General features: G+C 72.2%; 17 protein-coding genes. 9 read left to right on the forward strand and 8 right to left on the reverse strand.

The features are described from left to right. The first annotated feature begins 66 nt into the window (after positions 1–66). On the forward strand, positions 67–984 hold the full coding sequence (locus ACWD12_RS21780; RefSeq protein WP_450100900.1) for an SDR family oxidoreductase: 918 nt from the start codon (positions 67–69) through the stop codon (positions 982–984). Between the two features lie 6 nt (positions 985–990). Here the strand turns inward: ACWD12_RS21780 and ACWD12_RS21785 are convergent, their stop codons facing one another. The 4 genes from ACWD12_RS21785 to ACWD12_RS21800 form a co-directional block, all read right to left on the reverse strand. Further along, on the reverse strand, positions 991–2061 hold the full coding sequence (locus tag ACWD12_RS21785; protein WP_450100901.1) for an endo alpha-1,4 polygalactosaminidase: 1071 nt from the start codon (positions 2059–2061) through the stop codon (positions 991–993). Between the two features lie 186 nt (positions 2062–2247). After that, a complete protein-coding gene (locus tag ACWD12_RS21790) occupies positions 2248–3660 on the reverse strand; it encodes a family 2B encapsulin nanocompartment shell protein (protein WP_450100902.1) in 1413 nt (470 codons plus the stop codon). A 234-nt stretch (positions 3661–3894) separates the two neighbouring features. After that, complete coding sequence (locus tag ACWD12_RS21795; protein WP_450100903.1) at positions 3895–4194, reverse strand: DUF1876 domain-containing protein; 300 nt, start codon at positions 4192–4194, stop codon at positions 3895–3897. Between the two features lie 151 nt (positions 4195–4345). Next, positions 4346–5953 (reverse strand): ABC transporter substrate-binding protein, encoded by a 1608-nt coding sequence (locus ACWD12_RS21800; protein ID WP_450100904.1) that lies wholly within the window; start codon positions 5951–5953, stop codon positions 4346–4348. 258 nt (positions 5954–6211) lie between these two features. Here ACWD12_RS21800 and ACWD12_RS21805 point away from each other — a divergent pair, with 258 nt between their 5' ends. The 3 genes from ACWD12_RS21805 to ACWD12_RS21815 all read left to right on the forward strand — a co-directional run bounded on the left by ACWD12_RS21805 (position 6212) and on the right by ACWD12_RS21815 (position 9562). After that, positions 6212–7657, forward strand: coding sequence for an amidohydrolase family protein (locus tag ACWD12_RS21805; protein ID WP_450100905.1), 1446 nt, complete (start codon positions 6212–6214; stop codon positions 7655–7657). 295 nt (positions 7658–7952) lie between these two features. After that, positions 7953–8306: a phosphopantetheine-binding protein gene (locus tag ACWD12_RS21810; protein WP_450100906.1), complete on the forward strand. Its 354-nt coding sequence runs from the start codon at positions 7953–7955 to the stop codon at positions 8304–8306. After that, on the forward strand, positions 8303–9562 hold the full coding sequence (locus ACWD12_RS21815; RefSeq protein ID WP_450100907.1) for a cytochrome P450: 1260 nt from the start codon (positions 8303–8305) through the stop codon (positions 9560–9562). The genes ACWD12_RS21810 and ACWD12_RS21815 overlap by 4 nt, the downstream gene beginning before the upstream one ends. A 48-nt stretch (positions 9563–9610) precedes the next feature. On the opposite strand, the gene ACWD12_RS21820 is transcribed toward ACWD12_RS21815, so the two are convergent. Together ACWD12_RS21820 and ACWD12_RS21825 are read right to left on the reverse strand one after the other, a co-directional pair. Further along, positions 9611–10012: a tyrosine-protein phosphatase gene (locus ACWD12_RS21820; RefSeq protein WP_450100938.1), complete on the reverse strand. Its 402-nt coding sequence runs from the start codon at positions 10010–10012 to the stop codon at positions 9611–9613. A gap of 114 nt (positions 10013–10126) precedes the next feature. Beyond that, entirely contained in the window at positions 10127–10942 is an 816-nt protein-coding gene (locus ACWD12_RS21825; protein WP_450100908.1) for a carbohydrate ABC transporter permease, read from the reverse strand. Positions 10943–11104: 162 nt separating this feature from the next. Here ACWD12_RS21825 and ACWD12_RS21830 point away from each other — a divergent pair, with 162 nt between their 5' ends. The 4 genes from ACWD12_RS21830 (at position 11105) to ACWD12_RS21845 (ending at position 14722) form a co-directional block, all read left to right on the forward strand. Then, positions 11105–12205, forward strand: coding sequence for a calcium:proton antiporter (locus ACWD12_RS21830; protein ID WP_450100909.1), 1101 nt, complete (start codon positions 11105–11107; stop codon positions 12203–12205). Between the two features lie 115 nt (positions 12206–12320). Then, complete coding sequence (locus tag ACWD12_RS21835; protein ID WP_358353789.1) at positions 12321–12488, forward strand: hypothetical protein; 168 nt, start codon at positions 12321–12323, stop codon at positions 12486–12488. A gap of 242 nt (positions 12489–12730) precedes the next feature. After that, positions 12731–13792 (forward strand): small ribosomal subunit Rsm22 family protein, encoded by a 1062-nt coding sequence (locus ACWD12_RS21840; RefSeq protein ID WP_450100910.1) that lies wholly within the window; start codon positions 12731–12733, stop codon positions 13790–13792. Between the two features lie 375 nt (positions 13793–14167). Beyond that, on the forward strand, positions 14168–14722 hold the full coding sequence (locus ACWD12_RS21845) for a hypothetical protein (protein WP_450100911.1): 555 nt from the start codon (positions 14168–14170) through the stop codon (positions 14720–14722). A gap of 287 nt (positions 14723–15009) precedes the next feature. Here the strand turns inward: ACWD12_RS21845 and ACWD12_RS21850 are convergent, their stop codons facing one another. Next, positions 15010–15480, reverse strand: coding sequence for an ATP-binding protein (locus tag ACWD12_RS21850; protein WP_450100912.1), 471 nt, complete (start codon positions 15478–15480; stop codon positions 15010–15012). Continuing rightward, a complete protein-coding gene (locus ACWD12_RS21855) occupies positions 15477–16409 on the reverse strand; it encodes a sigma-70 family RNA polymerase sigma factor (RefSeq protein ID WP_358353798.1) in 933 nt (310 codons plus the stop codon). Before ACWD12_RS21855 ends, ACWD12_RS21850 begins: the two co-directional genes overlap by 4 nt. A gap of 339 nt (positions 16410–16748) precedes the next feature. Here ACWD12_RS21855 and ACWD12_RS21860 point away from each other — a divergent pair, with 339 nt between their 5' ends. Further along, the gene (locus ACWD12_RS21860) at positions 16749–17222 is read left to right on the forward strand and encodes a hypothetical protein (RefSeq protein WP_450100913.1); all 474 of its coding nucleotides are present in this window, start codon (positions 16749–16751) and stop codon (positions 17220–17222) included. Positions 17223–17299: the final 77 nt, after the last annotated feature.

Genomic DNA, 17299 nt, shown 5'->3' on the forward strand with positions numbered 1-17299 from the left:
GTTCGAGACGCCGCGAAACCGGGCAGCGGTCCGGCGTAGCGTCCGACGATCCCCAGGAGTCCCGGTATGTCCGCGAAACCCCTCGACGGCAAGGTCGCCCTCGTCGCGGGGGCGACGCGCGGCGCCGGGCGCGGCACCGCGGTGCAGCTCGGGGCGGCCGGGGCGACGGTGTACGCCACCGGCCGCAGCACGCGGGGACACCGCTCGGAGTACGACCGGCCCGAGACGGTCGAGGAGACCGCCGACCTGGTCACCGCCGCGGGCGGGCACGGCATCGCCGTACCCACCGACCACCTGGAGCCCGACCGGGTCCGCGCGCTCGTCGAGCGGATCGACGCCGAGCAGGGCCGCCTCGACATCCTGGTCAACGACGTCTGGGGCGGCGAGGGGCTGTTCGCGTGGGACAAGCCGGTGTGGGAGCACGACCTCGACGACGGCCTGCGGCTCTGGCGCCTTGCGCTCGACACCCACGCGATCACCAGCCACTTCGCCCTGCCGCTCATGCTCCGCACGCCCGGCGGCCTGGTGGTGGAGATGACCGACGGCACCGCCGAGTACAACGGGGCCAACTACCGCAACTCCTACTTCTACGACATCGCGAAGTCGGCCGTGCTGCGGATGGCCTTCACGCTGGGCCACGAACTCGGCCCGCGCGGCGCGACCGCGGTCGCACTCACGCCCGGCTGGCTGCGCTCCGAGATGATGCTCGACGCGTACGGCGTCACCGAGGAGAACTGGCGCGACGCGACCGAGCGCGCACCGCACTTCGCGATCTCCGAGACGCCGTCGTACGTCGGCCGCGCGGTCGCCGCGCTCGCCGCGGACCCCGAGGTCGCGCGCTGGAACGGCCGGTCCTTGTCCAGCGGCCGGTTGGCCCGCGAGTACGGCTTCACCGACCTCGACGGCAGCCGCCCCGACGCATGGCGCTACCTGGTCGAGGTCCAGGACCCCGGAAAGCCCGCCGACACCGACGGCTACCGCTGAGCCCGTTCAGCAGGCCGCGTACACGTGGCCCGGCTGCCCGGGTGCGGTCACGTCGCGGTCGCGCAGCACGATCGACAGCCGGCCCGCGAAGCCGCGGCAGGCGGTGTCGAAATCGGCACGCGCGTACTCGACGACGAAGACCTTGTTGTCGTAGGCCGCGGCGAAGGCACCGCACTCGTCGTACTTCGCGCACTCCTCCGACACCACGAAGTCGAAGCCGACGGAAGCCCGTTGACCGACCATCTCCACGGTGTTCTTCTGCGCGAACGCCAGGCCGGCCGTGTGCGCGCGGGCCGCCAGCAGCTTCGCGAACGCCGCGTTGTGCGCGAGCGTCAGCTTGCCGTGCGAGCGGCCGAACGAGTCGAGGTTGTCCGCCTCGACCGCCTGGAAGCCGCGGCGCGCGCAGTCGTCGATCCACGGCCCGACCACCGCGATCAGCGCGTCGCGCTTGGCCGGGGTCGACACGTCGAGCAGCGCCTCGCCCCAGTCCTCGTCCATCACCACCGCACCGCCGTCGCGCAGCAGCAGGTCGGGGTGCTGCTTCTCCCACCACGCCGTGGCGTCCGGCTGGGCCTGGAAGGTGTTGACGTAGCAGACGTTGTACGCGCCGCCGAGCGGTGCCGCCCCGCGGTCGCGCACCACGACGCCCACGCCCGCCTTGGGCTGGTACGGGCCGCCGATCTGGTAGTCGAACGGCGTGTTCGCGGCCGGAGCGGCGCCCGGGCGCGCTGCCGGGGGAGGGGCGGGGGTACCTGGCGCGGGCGGCGCCGGGGCCGGCGGGGGAGCCGTGGTGGCCGCACCCGGAGCGCCCGGGGCGCCCGTCGTGGAGGAGGCGGCGGGTGCCGGGACCGCCGGGGGCGCGGACGTGGACGAGGCGGTGCCGTCCGATCCAGTTGCGGGGGAGAGGGGTGCGGGCGCTTCCGGCGATGCCGCGCTGCCGTCCGAAACCGCGGCACTCGCCCTGGCGTCCGCGCCGGAGCCGGACCCGGAACCGCATCCCGCAACCAGTAAGACCGCGAGAGCGGCACCGACCGCCACCGGCCCTCGTACCCCTCGTCCCCCACGCCTGGTCACCACGCGGCCACGGTACCCGTCGCCGCCGCGCCGCCCCGCGTTCAGTACGGAATGCGCGGAGTCCCGCGCGGCCTGCGCCGCCTGCCCGCCGGACCGGGAAGGATCGGCTAGGCCGGTGTCCGAGGGCCACGAACCGCGGTGCGCGGGCCCGCGTGTGGGCCCCTGCGTGTGGGCTCGCGGCCGACGCGGCTACGCGCGGGGGCGGGCGATCTCGACGTTCTCCAGGATCCCCAGTGCGTCCGGCACCAGGACGGCCACCGAGAAGTAGGTACTGACCAGGTAGGACACGACCGCCTTCGGGTTGATGCCCATGAAGCGCACGTTGAGCCCAGGCTCGTACTCGTCCGGGATGCCGATCTGGTGCAGCCCGACCACACCCTGGTCGTCGGCACCCGTGCGCATGGCCAGCACGCTCGACGTGTGCCCGTCGGCGATCGGGATCTTGTCGCAGGGGAACAGCGGTACGCCGCGCCACGCCGTCACGCGCGTGCCCGCCACGTCGAGGTGGTCCGGGTAGAGCCCGCGCCGGTTGCACTCGCGCCCGAACGCGGCGATGGTCCGCGGGTGCGCCATCAGGAGCTTGGTGCCGCGCCGCCGCGTGAGCAGCTCGTCCATGTCGTCGGGTGTCGGAGGGCCGGAGTGCGTCTGGATGCGCTGCTTGGGGTCGGCGTTGTGGAGCAGTCCGAAGTCCGGGTTGTTGACCACCTCGTGTTCCTGGCGCTCGCGCAGCGCCTCGATGGTCAGCTTCAACTGCTGCTCGACCTGGTTCATCGGCTGGTTGTAGAGGTCGGCGACCCGGCTGTGCACGCGCAGCACGGTCTGCGCGACGCTCAGCTCGTACTCGCGCGGGGCCAGTTCGTAGTCCACGAAGGTGCCCGGCAGGTCCGGCTCGCCGTCGTGGCCGGACGCGAGGGCGATGTCGGCCTCGCCCTTGTGGTTGGCGGGCTGCCCCGCGTCGGCGCGGAAGCGTTCGAGCGCCGCCGCCAGCGCCTCTGACCGGACGGCCAGTTCGCGGAACGCCGCGGCGGGCAGGGCAAGCAGCGTGCCGGCGGTCGCGGCGCGCACCCCGAAGTCCCAGGTGGCGTCCGGGTCGGTCAGTGCCTCGTCGCCGAGGTGGTCGCCTTCCGCGAGGGAGCCGACCGCGCTGTCGTGGTCGTACTTGCCCGGCCGGAACCGGTCGACCTTGCCGTGCCCGACGAGCAGGATCTCGTCGACCGCGGATCCGGCCTCCACGATGACCTCGCCGCGCGCGAACTCGCGCTGCGTGCACCGCGACGCGAGTTCCGCGAGCAGGTCCTCGTCGTCGACGCCGCGCAGCGCGGGCAGTTCGGCGAGGGTCGGGGGGACGACGCGCAGCTCCGCGCCCTCGCGGACGAAGGCGACGCGGCCGCGCCCGACGGCGTACGTGAGACGGCGGTTGACGCGGTAGGTACCGCCGTCGACCTGGACCCAGGGAAGCATCCGCAGCAGCCAGCGCGAGCTGATCCCCTGCATCTGCGGTGCGGACTTGGTGGTGGTGGCAAGGTTGCGCGCGGCCGCCGTACTGAGACTCAGTCGGGCGGCCTGTTCTTCGGTCTGCTCGGGCTCCGCTGCGATGGACATCGGCTTCCCCTCCGGCCGGTGCGCTGTTCGACGCGCGGGCCCCGACGGCGTGGTCCGGGCCGAGGCCCCGGGGACGGCCCGCGAAGGCAGCTCCCGCTGACCAACCGGTCGTACGCCCGCGCTCCCAGGTAACGGCCGCGGCATGCCCATGATCAACGGCGTGCGGGCGCACAGCAGCGGCGCGCGGGCCCGCAAGTGGCGCGCCCCGCGCGACGCGGCCCGCCGCGTGTGCCCTCAGACGCGCGGCGAGGCGAACTGCCCGGTGGCGGCCTCGATGTCCGCCGCCGCGGCGTGCAGCATGCGGTGCGCCAGGTCGGACAGCGCGCGGGCCGCGGCAAGCTCGTCGCCGATCTGCGGAACGTCACGGTCGGCCGGGTGCTTGCGTGCGTTGCCCCAGGCCCGCAGCGCGTCGCCCGAGCCCGTGTCGAGCCGGGCCTCGGCGTGTGTGCGTACCGAGATCCCGCCGTCGAACTCGTCGACGCCGGTCTTCTCGGTCAGGTAGATGTCCACGGTCCAGTGCTTCATGGCGGGCATGGTCCCCACCTCCGCTCGGATGGCTGTCCGCGTCCCCGGTCGTTCCATTGTCGGACGCCACAGCGGAGGTGGGAACCTCCCGTTTTATCGCTTTTCTCTGTATTTTCTGGGTCGGGTTTTCCGGACCGGACCGGTCAGCCCAGTCAGCTGGTCAGCGCCGCCCGAGCCGGTCCATGAGCAGCACGCCGTCGTTGCTGAGCAGCAGCCCGGCCACGCTGGTCTTGTGGAACACGGTGATGCGGCCCTCCTGGTACGGCCACAGCGGCACGTCCTTCGACACCGAGGCCATGAGCGCGGTGTACGCCTCCTGCCGCAGCGCCGGGTCGTTCGTCTTGCGGCCCTGCTCCAGCGCGGCGTCCGTCTCTGCGCTCTTGTAGCCCAGGAAGTTCGTCGGGCTGGAGCTGTGCAGATAGGCGTAGACGGTCGGCTCGACGTCCGAGACGGTCCAGTTGTGCAGCGCGGCCTCGAACGCCCGGTTGACGCGCACCGCCTGCGTGTACGACACGATCGCCATCGCCTGCGTCTTGACCTCGATGTTCTTCAGGCCGTTCAGCTGCGTCTGGACGTACTCGCCGGTCTTCGTCGCCTGGTTGTTCTGCGGCACGAGGTACGTGAACTTCAGCGGCTTGCCCTCGGCCGCGAGTTCGTCGAGCAGCTTCTGCGCCTCGACGCGGTTCGCCGACGGCAGCTTCGGCGCGTCCGGCTTGACCAGCGGGCTGTCCGCGGGGAACAGGCTGGAGCTGGGCACGCCCTGGTTGGTGAAGGCGATCTTGTTCATCTCGTTCGGGTCGAGCGCCAGCGCGACGGCCCGGCGGGCGCGCGGGTCGTCGAACGGCGGCTTGGACGAGTTGAACACGATGGCCTCGCCCACGATCACCGGCACCTGGGAGACGCCCAGCCCGAGGTCACGCGCCTTGGCGGCGTCGGTCGAGCTCGCCGAGACCTTGAGGTCGCTGCCCCCGGTGGCGACGCTGTTGAGCGCCTGCGTGCTGTCGCTCATCACGCTGAAGACGACCTTGTCGAGCACCGGCCTGTCGGGGCCCTGCCAGTACTTGGGGTTCTTGGTGAACACCATCTTGCTGTCCCGCGCCCACTCCGACAGCACGAACGGCCCGGCGCCGACCGGCTTTGCCGCGAAGCCGGCGGGGTCCTTCTGGAGCGCGGTCGGCGACGGGATGAAGGCCAGCGACGACGCCACGACGCGGTCGAAGTTGGCGTTCGGCGCCTTGAGCGTGATCTTGAGGGTCAGCGGGTCGACGACCTCGGTCTTGTCGATGGCGGCGGCCGAGCCGGCCACCAGCGAGCGGCGCTCGGGGTTCTTGTGCTCGTCCCACGTCCACTTCACCGCGGCCGCGTCGTACGGCGTGTCGTCGGTGAACTTCACGTTCGGCTTGATCTTCAGCGTCCAGACCTGGCCGCTCGGGTCCGGGACCAGGCTCTCGCCGATCTGCGGCAGGGGCTTGCCGGTCTTGGGCTCGCTGTAGAAGAGCGAGTCGTACATCGCGTTGAGCCGCGAGCTGTCCGTGTAGTAGTTGCTGATGGCGCCGAACGGGTCGACCCGGGCCATGTCGGTGACCGAGATGACCTCCAGGGTGCCGCCGGACTTCGCGGCGCCGGTGACGCCCGGGTCGACGCCGTCGCTGCCCTTTCCGCCGCCTCCTCCGCAGGCGGCGGCGAACAGGCCGGTGAGCGCCGCCGCCGCGGCGACGAGTGCGCGGCGGCGGCGGCCGAGTGGGCCGCGGGAGTTCGCAGGGGCCATGTCGTACGTCCTTCCGGGAGCTGTCGTACGGAACGTCCGGGCCCGCCACGGAACAGGAGTATCCGATTCCGCTTCGATTCCGGCGTCGCACGTCCGTTGACACGTGCAGTGCAGGGGCAATGCCTAACTGACACTGCGTCAGATGTCTACAGTGCTTCGTCGGGTAAACTGTGAAGGGTCGAATAATCGAAACAATCGTTCGCTAATCGTGCGGGAATCGGCTTCCCTTCTCACCGCGCCCGGCCGACACTGGCGCCCATGCCCGCACCTGAATCCGCACGTCACACGCCCCGCGCGGCCGTACCGCAGGCCGACCGCACACCGCATCCCGTCGTGGACGGCGACGGCCACATCGTCGAGGCACTTCCCGTCCTCACCGAGGTGATCCGCAAGGTCGCCGGACCGGACGCGGCCGACCACTTCCTCGGCTCGTCGCCCACCTACGCCTCGCGCAGCAGCACCGACGGCCGCCTCGCCGAGCTGACCGGCGACCAACGCCGCCCGGGCACCTGGATCCCGCCCTGGTGGTCGCTGCCCGGCAACACCCTCGACCGGGCGACGGCCTTCCTGCCCGCCCTGCTGCACGAGCGCATGGACGAGATAGGGCTCGACTTCGCGGTCCTCTACCCCAGCGTCGGCCTCGTCGCCTCCGGCCACCCCGACGACGCGATCCGGGCCGGCGCCTGCCGCGGCGTGAACACCTACCTCGCCGAACTCACCGACGGGCTCCAGGACCGCATGACCCCGGCCGCCGTCGTCCCCACCCACACCCCCGACGAGGCGATCGCCGAACTCGAACACGCGGTCGGCAGCCTGGGGTTCAAGGCCGTGCTCGTCAACAACATCGTCGCGCGCCCCGTCCCCGGCGGCCCCGCGGGTGCCCGCTGGTACGACGTCCTCGCACTCGACAGCGTCCACGACTACGACCCGCTCTGGCGCCGCTGCGTCGAACTCGGCGTCGCCGTCACCGTGCACACCCCCACCATGGGCATCGGCCTGCGCCAGTCGTCCACCCGCTACGTGCACAACCACATCGGCACCTTCGCCGCCGGCGGGGAGGCCTTCGCCAAGGCCCTCGTCATCGGCGGCGTCGCCCACCGCTTCCCGACGCTGAACTTCGCCTTCCTGGAAGGCGGCGTCTCGTGGGGCGTACAACTCCTCGCCGACCTCGTCGGGCACTGGGAGAAGCGCGGCGGCCCGAACATCGCGGCACTCGACCCGGCCGGACTCGACGCCGCGCTCTGGGACGACCTGTTCGCCCGGCACGGCGGCACGCACTTCGCGGCCCCCGGTCTGGCCGCGGGACTGCGCGGGCAGGCCGACAACCCGCCGCCCGACCTCGACGACTACCGGGGCAGCGGCATCGCATCGCCCGCCGACATCGCCCGCATGTTCGAGCGCTTCTACTTCGGCTGCGAGGCCGACGACCCCACGATCGCCTGGGCGTACGCCGACTCCCTCAACCCCTGCGGCGCCGTGCTGCGCCCGCTGCTGGGCTCCGACATCGGCCACTGGGACGTCACCGACATGCGTGAAGTCGTCGGGGAGGCCCGCGAACTGGTCGAGCACGGGCACCTCACCCCCGCGCAATTCCGCGAGTTCGCGTGCGACAACACGGTGCGCCTGCACGGCGGCATGAACCCGCGGTTCTTCGACGGCACGCGCGTCGAACAGTACGCCCGGAAACTCCTCGGCCACGCCTGACCGTTGCTCGCCGCGCCGCCGAATCGCAGGGCCCGAGCCGGTCTGGTCCGGCCCGGTCCGGTCCGGCCCGGTCCGGCCCGCGCCGGCCGGGCCGAGGCGCCCCGCACCGCCTCCTGTCCGCCTCCTGTCCGGCTCCTGTCCGGTCCTTGTCCGGCCCCGGGGCGCCCGGCCCGCGGCCCCGCCGAAGGCATCTGCCGCGGGCCGGGCGCGGCCGCTTGCATGTCGGATTTATCCAATCCTCCCGCAGAGGCCCGCTGGGAGAGTGAGGTGACGTGGACAACCGCAGGGGGAACGGATGGCACAAAACCACCACGTCGTACGGCCTGGCGCGGCGCACGACCCGGGAGCGGCCGACGAGGAGGCCCGCGTCGAGGCGGGGATCACCACCGACTACGCGGCACCGCGCACCGGCCTCGAGGAACGCCTCGTCCGGCTCTGGGAGTCGGCCCTGCGGTTCGGCCCGGTCGGCATCGAGGACGACTTCTTCGAACTCGGCGGCGACTCGATGCTCGCCGCCCGCGTGCAACTCGACGTCGACCTGGAGTTCGGCGTCGAGATCTCGGCCGCCGCACTCTTCCTCTCGCCCACGGTCGCGACGCTGGCCGAGGCGGTGGAGGAGGCCCTGAAATCCGCCGGGGCCGGGGTATGAACCGGCACGCGGTTCCCGACCTGGCCGATCCCGGTCTGTACGCCGACCACGACCCACACGCCGTGTGGCGGGCGCTGCGCGCGTACGACCCCGTGTACTGGCAGCCTGTCGGCGCCCCTCACGCCGCCCGGGGCCAGGGGGCCGGCGGCCCGCGTCCTGACGCGGGCCTCGGCTTCTGGGCCGCCACCCGCTACGCGGACGTCGACCGCATCCTGCGCGACCACGAGGTCTTCACCTCCGAGCGGGGCACGCTGCTGAGCCTCATCGGCAGGCCCGACCCGGCGGCCGGGCACCAGATGGCGGCCACCGATCCGCCCCGGCACGACGCCCTGCGCGCACCCCTCCACAAGGCCATGCGCGTCAGGTCGGTGGACGCCCACACACGCGAGGTACGCGCGGGCATCCGCGCCCTGCTGCCCCTCGACGGGGGTCCCTTCGACTTCGCCGCCGGCATGCGCGACCTGCCGCTCGTGGTCCTCGGCCTGCTGCTCGGGCTCCCCGAGGCGGACCGGCCGCACCTGGCCCGGCTGGCGATGACGGCCTCGGCCGAGGACGACCCCGACCTCATGCTGCCGGAGGGTCCCGCGGCGACGCTGCGCCGCGCGCACCGCGAGTTGTTCGCGTACTTCACCGACCTGGTCCGCGCCCGGGCCCGCGATCCCCGCGACGACCTCGTGGGGATCATGCTCGGCATGCGGCACGACGGCGTGCGCATGCCGCCCGCCGCGATCGTGTCCAACTGCTACAGCCTGCTGCTCGGCGCCGCCGTCACGCTGTCCCAGGTCCCGGTCGCCACGGTCATGGCCCTCGCGGAGAACGGCGGGTACGCGGCCTGGGCCGCCCGGCCCGACCTGCTCGACAGCGGCATCGAGGAGAGCCTGCGGTGGGCCACACCCGCGCGCTACTTCATGCGCACCACGCGGCGCCCCGTCGAGCTGTCCGGCGTCGTCGTCCCGGAAGGCCAGCCGGTCGTGGCCTTCCTCGCGTCGGCCAACCGCGACCGCCGCGTGTTCACCGACCCCGACGTGTTCGACGTCGCCCGGCGCCCCAACCGGCACCTGGCCTTCGGGGCCGGTCCGCACTACTGCATCGGCGCGAACATGGCCCGGCTCACGCTGCGGCTGCTCTTCACCGAGCTGTTTGCCGCGTACGCCAAGCTCGACGTGGTCGGCGAACCGGTGCGCATACGCTCGGTCTTCCTCGCGGGCGTGAAGAGCCTCCCGGTGCAGGGCCGCCTGCGCCGTGCCCCCGTCTGACGTCTTCGGCGCGTCCCCCGGGGATCCGCGATCCCCGGGGGCGGTGCCTCAGCGCTGGAGGAACCGTGCCGGCAGGGCCCCGACCTCCGCGTCGGTGATGCCGTGCCGCTCCAGGAGCGGACCGAACCCGCCGTGCTCGCTGGCCACTTCGGCGAGGAAGGTGCGTATCGTCTCCTCCTCCGCGCTCAGGATCGCCGCGGGTACCGCTCGGCCCGCGAGACCGGGCAGCACCGCCGTCGTGTGCGCGCGGATCGCGTCGAGCGCAAGCTGCGTGCGCGTGTAGTCGGCGACGATCGTGTCCTCGTCGGCGCCGAGCAGGTCGAGCACGCAGGCCGCGACGATGCCGGTGCGGTCCTTGCCCGCGGTGCAGTGCACCAGGGCGGGGGATGCGGCCGGGTGGGCGAACGCCCGGACCAGGTCCGCGAGATGGCCGGCGCCCTGGGCGGCGATCGTGGCGTACCAGAGGCCGAACTCGCGCGCGCCGAAGGGCGACGGCCAGGCCGGTGCGGCGCCCGCCGACTCGCCGCCGGCCGCCCCGGTGGCTCCTCGGAGAAGCGGGGCCGGTCACTTGAGGCCCGAACGGACGAAGGCGTCGATGACGTGGCGCTGGAGCACCACGTAGAGCAGCAGGATGGGCAGGCAGGCCAGGCCCGAGGCGGCCATCAGGGCACCCCAGTTGTTGCCCTCGGCGCCCATGAAGCCGCGGATGCCGACCTGGACGACGGAGTCGGAGCGCTGGAGGACCATCGTGGGCCAGAAGTACCCGTTCCAGGCGGAGATGAACAGCAGGATGAACAGCGACGCGAGTGCGGGCCGCATGTTGGGGACCACGACGCGCCACAGCGTCCCCCACGACGTACGGCCGTCCATGCGGGACGCGTCGAGGAGTTCCTTCGGGAACGCGGCAAGGTGCTGACGCAGCATCAGCACGGCCATCGCCGAGCAGAGCGTCGGCACCACGATGCCCGACAGCGTGTTCAGCAGCCCCAGCTTCGACAGCGTCACGTAGTTCGGGATCATGGTGACCTGGAACGGCACGAGCCACGTTCCGACGAACAGCAGGAAGAGCACGCGCTGTCCGAAGAACCGCCAGGCGGCGAACGCGTAGGCCGCGAGCAGGGCGATGAGGGTCTGGCCCACCGCGCTGAGCAGCGCGACCAGGAACGTGTTGGCGAGCATGCGGTCCATCGGGATCGCGTCCCACACGTGCCGCACGTTCTCCAGGCTCACCGGCCACGGCAGCAGCGACTGCCCCAGGGCCGTGCCGGGCTCGCGGAACGCGACGATGTACATCCAGTACACCGGGAACACGCACACCACGCTCAGCGCGCCGAGGACGACGTGTCCGTCGGGACATTGGGTGAAGCCACGGATCCACAAACTGAACTAACGCTGCTAGCTATATGACTAATAGTCGCAACGTCGCTGATGGGACGGTTTCGGCGGTCCGCGAGACGCCGTTCGGGTGACAGTTGCAGCGTGAGATACACCGCATGGGCCGTTTAAACGCGTGAGCAAGATTTTTACGGGAAACAAACGGGCATGGTGACTCGCTCGCGCTCCGTCCTGTTCCAGCGAACGACGGTGGTACCCGCCTTTGCCCTCGTCGCGCTCGTCCTCACATGGGGGCGGGACGTGCCCGGCTGGGTCGTCGCGGTGGCCGCCGCGCTGCTCGCGGGGGCGGTGCTCGCCGCCGTGCACCACGCCGAGGTGGTGGCACACCGGGTGGGCGAACCGTACGGGTCACTCGTACTCGCGATCTCCGTCACCGTCATCGAGGTCGCGCTGATCGTGACCCTGAGCGCCGACGGCGGCGACAAGAGCGCCTCACTGGCCCGCGACACGGTCTTCGCCGCGGTGATGATCACCTGCAACGGCATCTTCGGACTGAGCCTGCTGGTCGGCGCACTGCGCGGCGGCGTCGCCCGGTTCAACCCGGAGGGCACCGGCGCGGCCCTCGCCACGGTCGCCACCCTCGCCGGACTCAGCCTCGTCCTCCCGACCTTCACCACCAGCAGCCCCGGCCCAAAGTTCTCCCCCGGCCAACTCGTCTTCGCCGCCATCGCGTCCGCCCTGCTGTACGCCCTCTTCGTGGCCACCCAGACCGTGCGCCACCGCGAGGAGTTCCTGCCGGTCACCTCCGAAGGGCACGTGATCGAGGAGGAGGAGCACGAGCACCCGCCGACCACGCGCGACGCGTGGACCAGCCTCGGCCTCCTCGGGCTCGCCCTGGTCGCGGTCGTCGGGCTGGCGAAGGTGGTCTCGCCGACGATCGAGTCCGGCGTCGAGAAGGCCGGCCTCCCGCACGCCGTGGTCGGCGTCGTGATCGCCCTGCTGGTCCTGCTGCCCGAGTCCATCGCCGCCGTCCGGGCCGCGCTGCGCGACCGGGTGCAGACCAGCCTCAACCTCGCCCTGGGGTCGGCGATGGCGAGCATCGGACTGACCATTCCCGCCGTCGCCGTCGCCTCGATCTGGCTGGACGGCCCCCTTCTGCTCGGACTCGGCAGCACCCACATGGTGCTGCTCGCGCTGACCGTGGTGGTGGGCATCCTGACCGTCGTGCCGGGGCGCGCTACACCGCTGCAAGGCGGCGTGCACCTGTCGCTGCTCGCCGCGTACATCGTCCTGGCGATCAACCCCTGAGCCGGGTCAACCGACTGCGGATTGCGCATGTCCGGCCGGAACCGGGGCAGCGAGCAAGAGACTTCATCCGACGCGCCGCATCCCGACCGGACGCGGCGCCCGACGAGAGGCAGTCATGCCGATCGGAACCCGAGTCCGCAGCATCGTGCGCGCCGTCACGCCGCGCCGTCGCCGCCGTCGCACCCGAGGAGGCGGGGGCGTGGGCATCGGCGCCCGCCTCGGCCGCATCCGCATCGGTGCGGGCGCCGGCCGCCGCGGCGCGGGCGGAGGCGTCTCCCGCTGACCCGCTCATCGACCGCCGAACCGCGCGCATGCACCCGGCGCGTCGCCTGTAGGCCGCAATGCCCGGCTCGCGCACCCGCGCCCCCCGCGGGTGCGCGCTGCCGTGTCGGGGAGGGCGGCGCCCACGCCGTGCGTCTCGCACCTGTTGTCCTGCCCGGCTTCGTGCCGGTGCGTCGGCGCGGTCGTGCTCGGGTCGGCGCCGGGGCAACGAACGTCCCCCTCCCCGCTGATAAAGTCGCGGCCATGAGCCCAGCACCGCCGGCGCACCGTTCCGCAGACCCGGCGGGAGAGACCACGGGCACCACCTCGGACCTCGCCACCGCCGTCGCGGCGGAGATCGGCAACGCCACGCGCGGGCTCGCGCAGGCGTACCAGGAGCTGTCCGACCTCTACCGCGGCGGCGGCGCGACACCCGACGACTCCCGCCTCACGCAACGCCACGTGCACGCCTACCTCGCGGCCCGGCTTCCGGCGACGCTCGCGGTCGACCGGGCGGTGTTCGACGCGGTCGTACGCCGGCGTCCCGACTGGCACCCGGCCTCCGTGCTCGACCTGGGCGCCGGGCCCGGCACCGCGGTCTGGGCCGCGGCCGAGGCCTTCCCGTCGCTCCGCCGCGCGGCCCTCGTGGAACAGGCGTCCGCCATGATCGACGCGGGCCGTCGGCTCGCCGCGCGCTCGGCCTCGGCCGCGGTACGCGCCGCAACCTGGCACCGCGCGTCCGTCTCCGCGCCTCCCGCCGAACCGGCCGACCTGGTCGTAGCCTCCTTCGTGCTCGGCGAACTCCCGGACGACACCCTGGCCGAGACCGTGGACCGCTGGTGGGACCTGACCCGCGGCGAACTCGTCGTCGTCGAGCCCGGAACCCCCGCGGGCTTCGCCCGGTTGCGCCGCGTGCGCGACCGGCTGATCGCGGCCGGGGCCACCATCAGTGCCCCCTGCCCTTCCGACGCGGCGTGCCCGATGACCGGCGACGACTGGTGCCACTTCGCCACGCGCGTGACCAGGTCCGGCGTGCACCGCGTCGTCAAGGGCGGCGAACTGGGCTTCGAGGACGAGAAGTTCGCCTACCTGTCGGCCTCCCGCCAGAATCCGGCACACGCGTCGGCCCGCGTTCTGCGCGCCCCGCAGATCCGGCCCGGCCACATCCGACTCACCGTCTGCGAGGCGCCGGAGATGCGCGAGGCAGTCGTCGCGAAGAGCCACAAGGACGCGTTCCGCTGGGCGCGCAAGGCGCACTGGGGGGACGAGGTTCCGCCCGGAACGCTCAAGGACGACCGCCGCAAGGGCGACCGCGACCCGGCGTAAATCCCCTGCCCCTGGGCGTACTTCGGCGGCATTCGGGTGGCGGCGTCCGGGCAGCGGATCCGCCGGGCGCGCACGCCGACGGTCCCCGGTTGCGGATGGTGAGGCTCCGGGCCGCCGCTTTCACGACGGCCCGGAGTGACCCCATCCACACACGCTTCAGATGTACCTTCCGGACCGTCCGAATTTCGGCAGGCGACGCCGCGGCGCGCCCGCGGCGGGCACGAGACCACCCGTTCGGCCGCTTCCCGTACGGCCCTTCGCGCCATTCGCGTTACCCGACGCCGATCCGGGGCAGCCGCAGCACAGAGAGACGGGGGGCCACGCACCGGGGCGGCGACGCCCCGAACTCCACCTCATAACCGAAGGGTTGCGGACATGTTGCTGCTGGGACTCCTGCTCCTGATGGCGACCGGCGCTTTCACGTTGCTGCTCATATCCGAGAACCGCACCGGGACTCCGGACTACACCGTGACGCTGTTCGACCAGGACATCGCGACCATGAGCAGCCTCCAGGTCTTCCTGGCCGGAATAGCCCTCGCCTTGGTCTTCGCGTTCTCCGTCTGGATGACGACCGTGGGCGGTGTGCACGCGCGGCACCGCATGGCCGATCTCCGGGAGGCGCGGGCGCAGGCCAAGCACGCCTCTGCGGAGGCGCGAGAGGCGAACGCACAGCTCAACCGCACGCAGGCCGAACGCGACGCGATTTCCTCGCGCCTCGCGGAGACCGACCGGGCGGCCAAGGAAGCGGCCCGCGAGGCCCGCGTCGAGGCCCGTCAGGCCCGCGCCGCGGAGAAGGCCGAACGCAAGGCCGAGGCGAGCCGGGCGCGTACCGCCCGCAAGACCGCCGAGGGCGATACCACCACCACCGAAGGCAAGCCGTCGCGTACCGCCGACATGAAGGAGCGGTTCCGCCACCTCATCCGGCACTGATCACCGGGCGCTGACGGTGCGAAGCGGCACCACCCCACCGGGCACTCGGATCGACTAGCGACTACAACTGCGTCCCGTCCCGCAGCCGTTCACCATGCGGCTGCGGGACGGGACGCAGCCGCGCGCAGATGCGCGAGCAGGCCATGGAAGCAGATCAGACGGACCTGATCGGGGGCGGAACCCGATCGGGCAGCGCGGGTCAGTCCATCGCCAGTCAATGCGGGCCAGTCAATGCGGGGCACTGCGGCGCAGCCGAGGCCGGTGCGGATCGGTGTCAGGGCCGGCCGTCACACCGGAACCGGTCTCGGCCACCGCCCCGGCAGCGGCACGGTCGCCCGTACGATCTTCCCGTCCGGCGCCGGCAGCACATGGATTCCGCCGGTCAGGCGCGTGACGATCAGCAGCCCGTAGCCCGTCGGCCTGCCGCGCCGCCCCGCGATCGGCAAGTACCCGTGCGCGGTGTCCTGCACGGCGATCTCCGCCGCCGCGTTCGTCAGGGTGACCGTCAGTCGGCAGGGACCCGGTGCGTGCCGGCAGGCGTTCGCCACCAACTCCGCGACCACCAACAGCACATCGGTCACCGCGGCGTCCGCGGCGTCGAGTCGGCGGCCCACGCGTACGCCCGCCAGGAACTCCGTGGTGGCATGCCGCGCGTCGCGGACCGAGCCCGGCATTCCGTCCAGGTCGACGACGAGTACGCGGTGCCCGTCGTCCGTCGTGCTCCAGCCTTGCATGCCGTGTGACCGCGTGGTGCTCATGCCGCTGCTCCGCGCGCGCCACCGGAAGACGAACCACCGGGCGGCTCTTCGGACGACGCCTGCGGCGCCTCTCCTTCGAGCTGCCGACGCAGCGAGGCGAGCGTGGCGGCCAACAGCCGCGACACGTGCATTTGGGAGATCCCGAGGTGCGCGGCGATCTCGCGCTGCGGCAGACCGTGCCAGAACCGCAGTTCCAGCAGCAGCCGCTCGCGGTACGCCAGCGCGCCCATCAGCGGCTTCACCGACTCCCGGAAGTCCACGAGGTCGAGCTCGCGGTCGTCGTAGCCGAGGCGCTCGCTCAGCGGCGTACGCCCCTGCGGCCCGCTGTCGCCGTCGTGCTCGCCCCCGGTGCCGGCGTCGAGCGAGTCGACGAGGTACGCCCGTCCCGCGTCGCGCCCGTCCTGCACCTCCTCGGGGGTGGCGCCGATCCGCTTCGCGATCTCCTTGGTGGTCGGCTCACGGCCCATCTCCTGCTCCAGGTGGTCGGACGCCCGCGTCACCGCGAGGAACCGCTCCTGGAGACCGCGCGCCACGTGCACGGGCCACGATGTGTCGCGGAAGAAGCGCTTGATCTCGCCCGAGATGGTGGGCAGCGCGAAGCTCGCGAACTCCACGCCGCGGTCCGGGTCGTACGCGTCGACCGCCTTGATCAGGCCGATGATGCCGGTCTGCACGATGTCGTCGTACAGTTCGCGCCTGTGCGAGTGCTCACGCGCGATGTACCGGACCAACGGCAGGTTCAGTTGCACGATCGTTCCGCGCACGTCCCCGTACTGGGGGGACTCCGGGTCGAGACCCCGCAGATCGCGGATCAGGTCGTCGCTGAGGGCGCGCGCCTCCTGCTTGCCCATCGCGCGCAGTTCCTGGGTGCTGAATCGAGGCGGCCACGTCCGGCCGTCGCGAATCCGCACGGTCACGGGATCGGTCACGGGATCGACTCCTTGCACGTCGATGGCCCTCGGGACCGCGGGAGCACGCGTGCTCGGCACGCGCTCCTGACAGTGGTCCCGTGGGAGTCAGGGCTCCGCGGGTGCCCGGCTGCTTCAGGCGAGCGGCTTGCCCCGGGCACATGTGTGCCTCGGCAGACGGCGCACATACCGCCCTGTCGGCCGGGCCCCTCTGCGGGCGCTCACCGGCCACTCCTGGGCCCTTACCCACTCTCCGGCGGAGAAACCCGACCCTGCCGACCCATCGGCGATCCGCCGCCGACCAGCCCTTTCCCGCGTATGGGCGCGATTCGTCCGGGGCGTACGGGGTAGCGCGCGAGCATGACCGGACTGATTCAACTCAGGACACGCCGCGGGCGGTGGGGCACGTCCGTGGGCGCGCTCTCGGTCGCCGCGGTGCTCGCGCTGGGCACCACGGCGTGCGGCGAAGACAGCAATCCCGACGACGTACGCGACGCGGTCTCCTCGGTGGAGAGCGCGCTCAACCGGGCGGGCGACGAGTTCGACGACTTCAAGAACGGCGTCGACGCCAAGAACCAGGTCCAGGTCGGCCAGACCGTCAAGGACGCGGACGGCCGCTTCTCCGTACCGGTGACCGTGGCGAACACCGGCGACAAGGAGGCCGACTTCCTGATCCAGATCGAGTTCCGCGACGCGTCCGGCGACATGGTGGACACGATCGTGATGAACATCGACAACGTGGCACCCGGGCAGCAAGGCGACGGAACCGCGCGCAGCCACGTCAAGCCGGCCGCGAACGTGACCGCCCAGGTGAGCCGGGCGCTGCGGCACTGAGCGACCGGAACACCGCCCGGCGGCGAGATCGTGATCACGGTCCGCCGCCATGGATTCGGTGGGACTCCGCTGTTAGC

It is taken from the genome of Streptodolium elevatio (genome assembly GCF_053592165.1).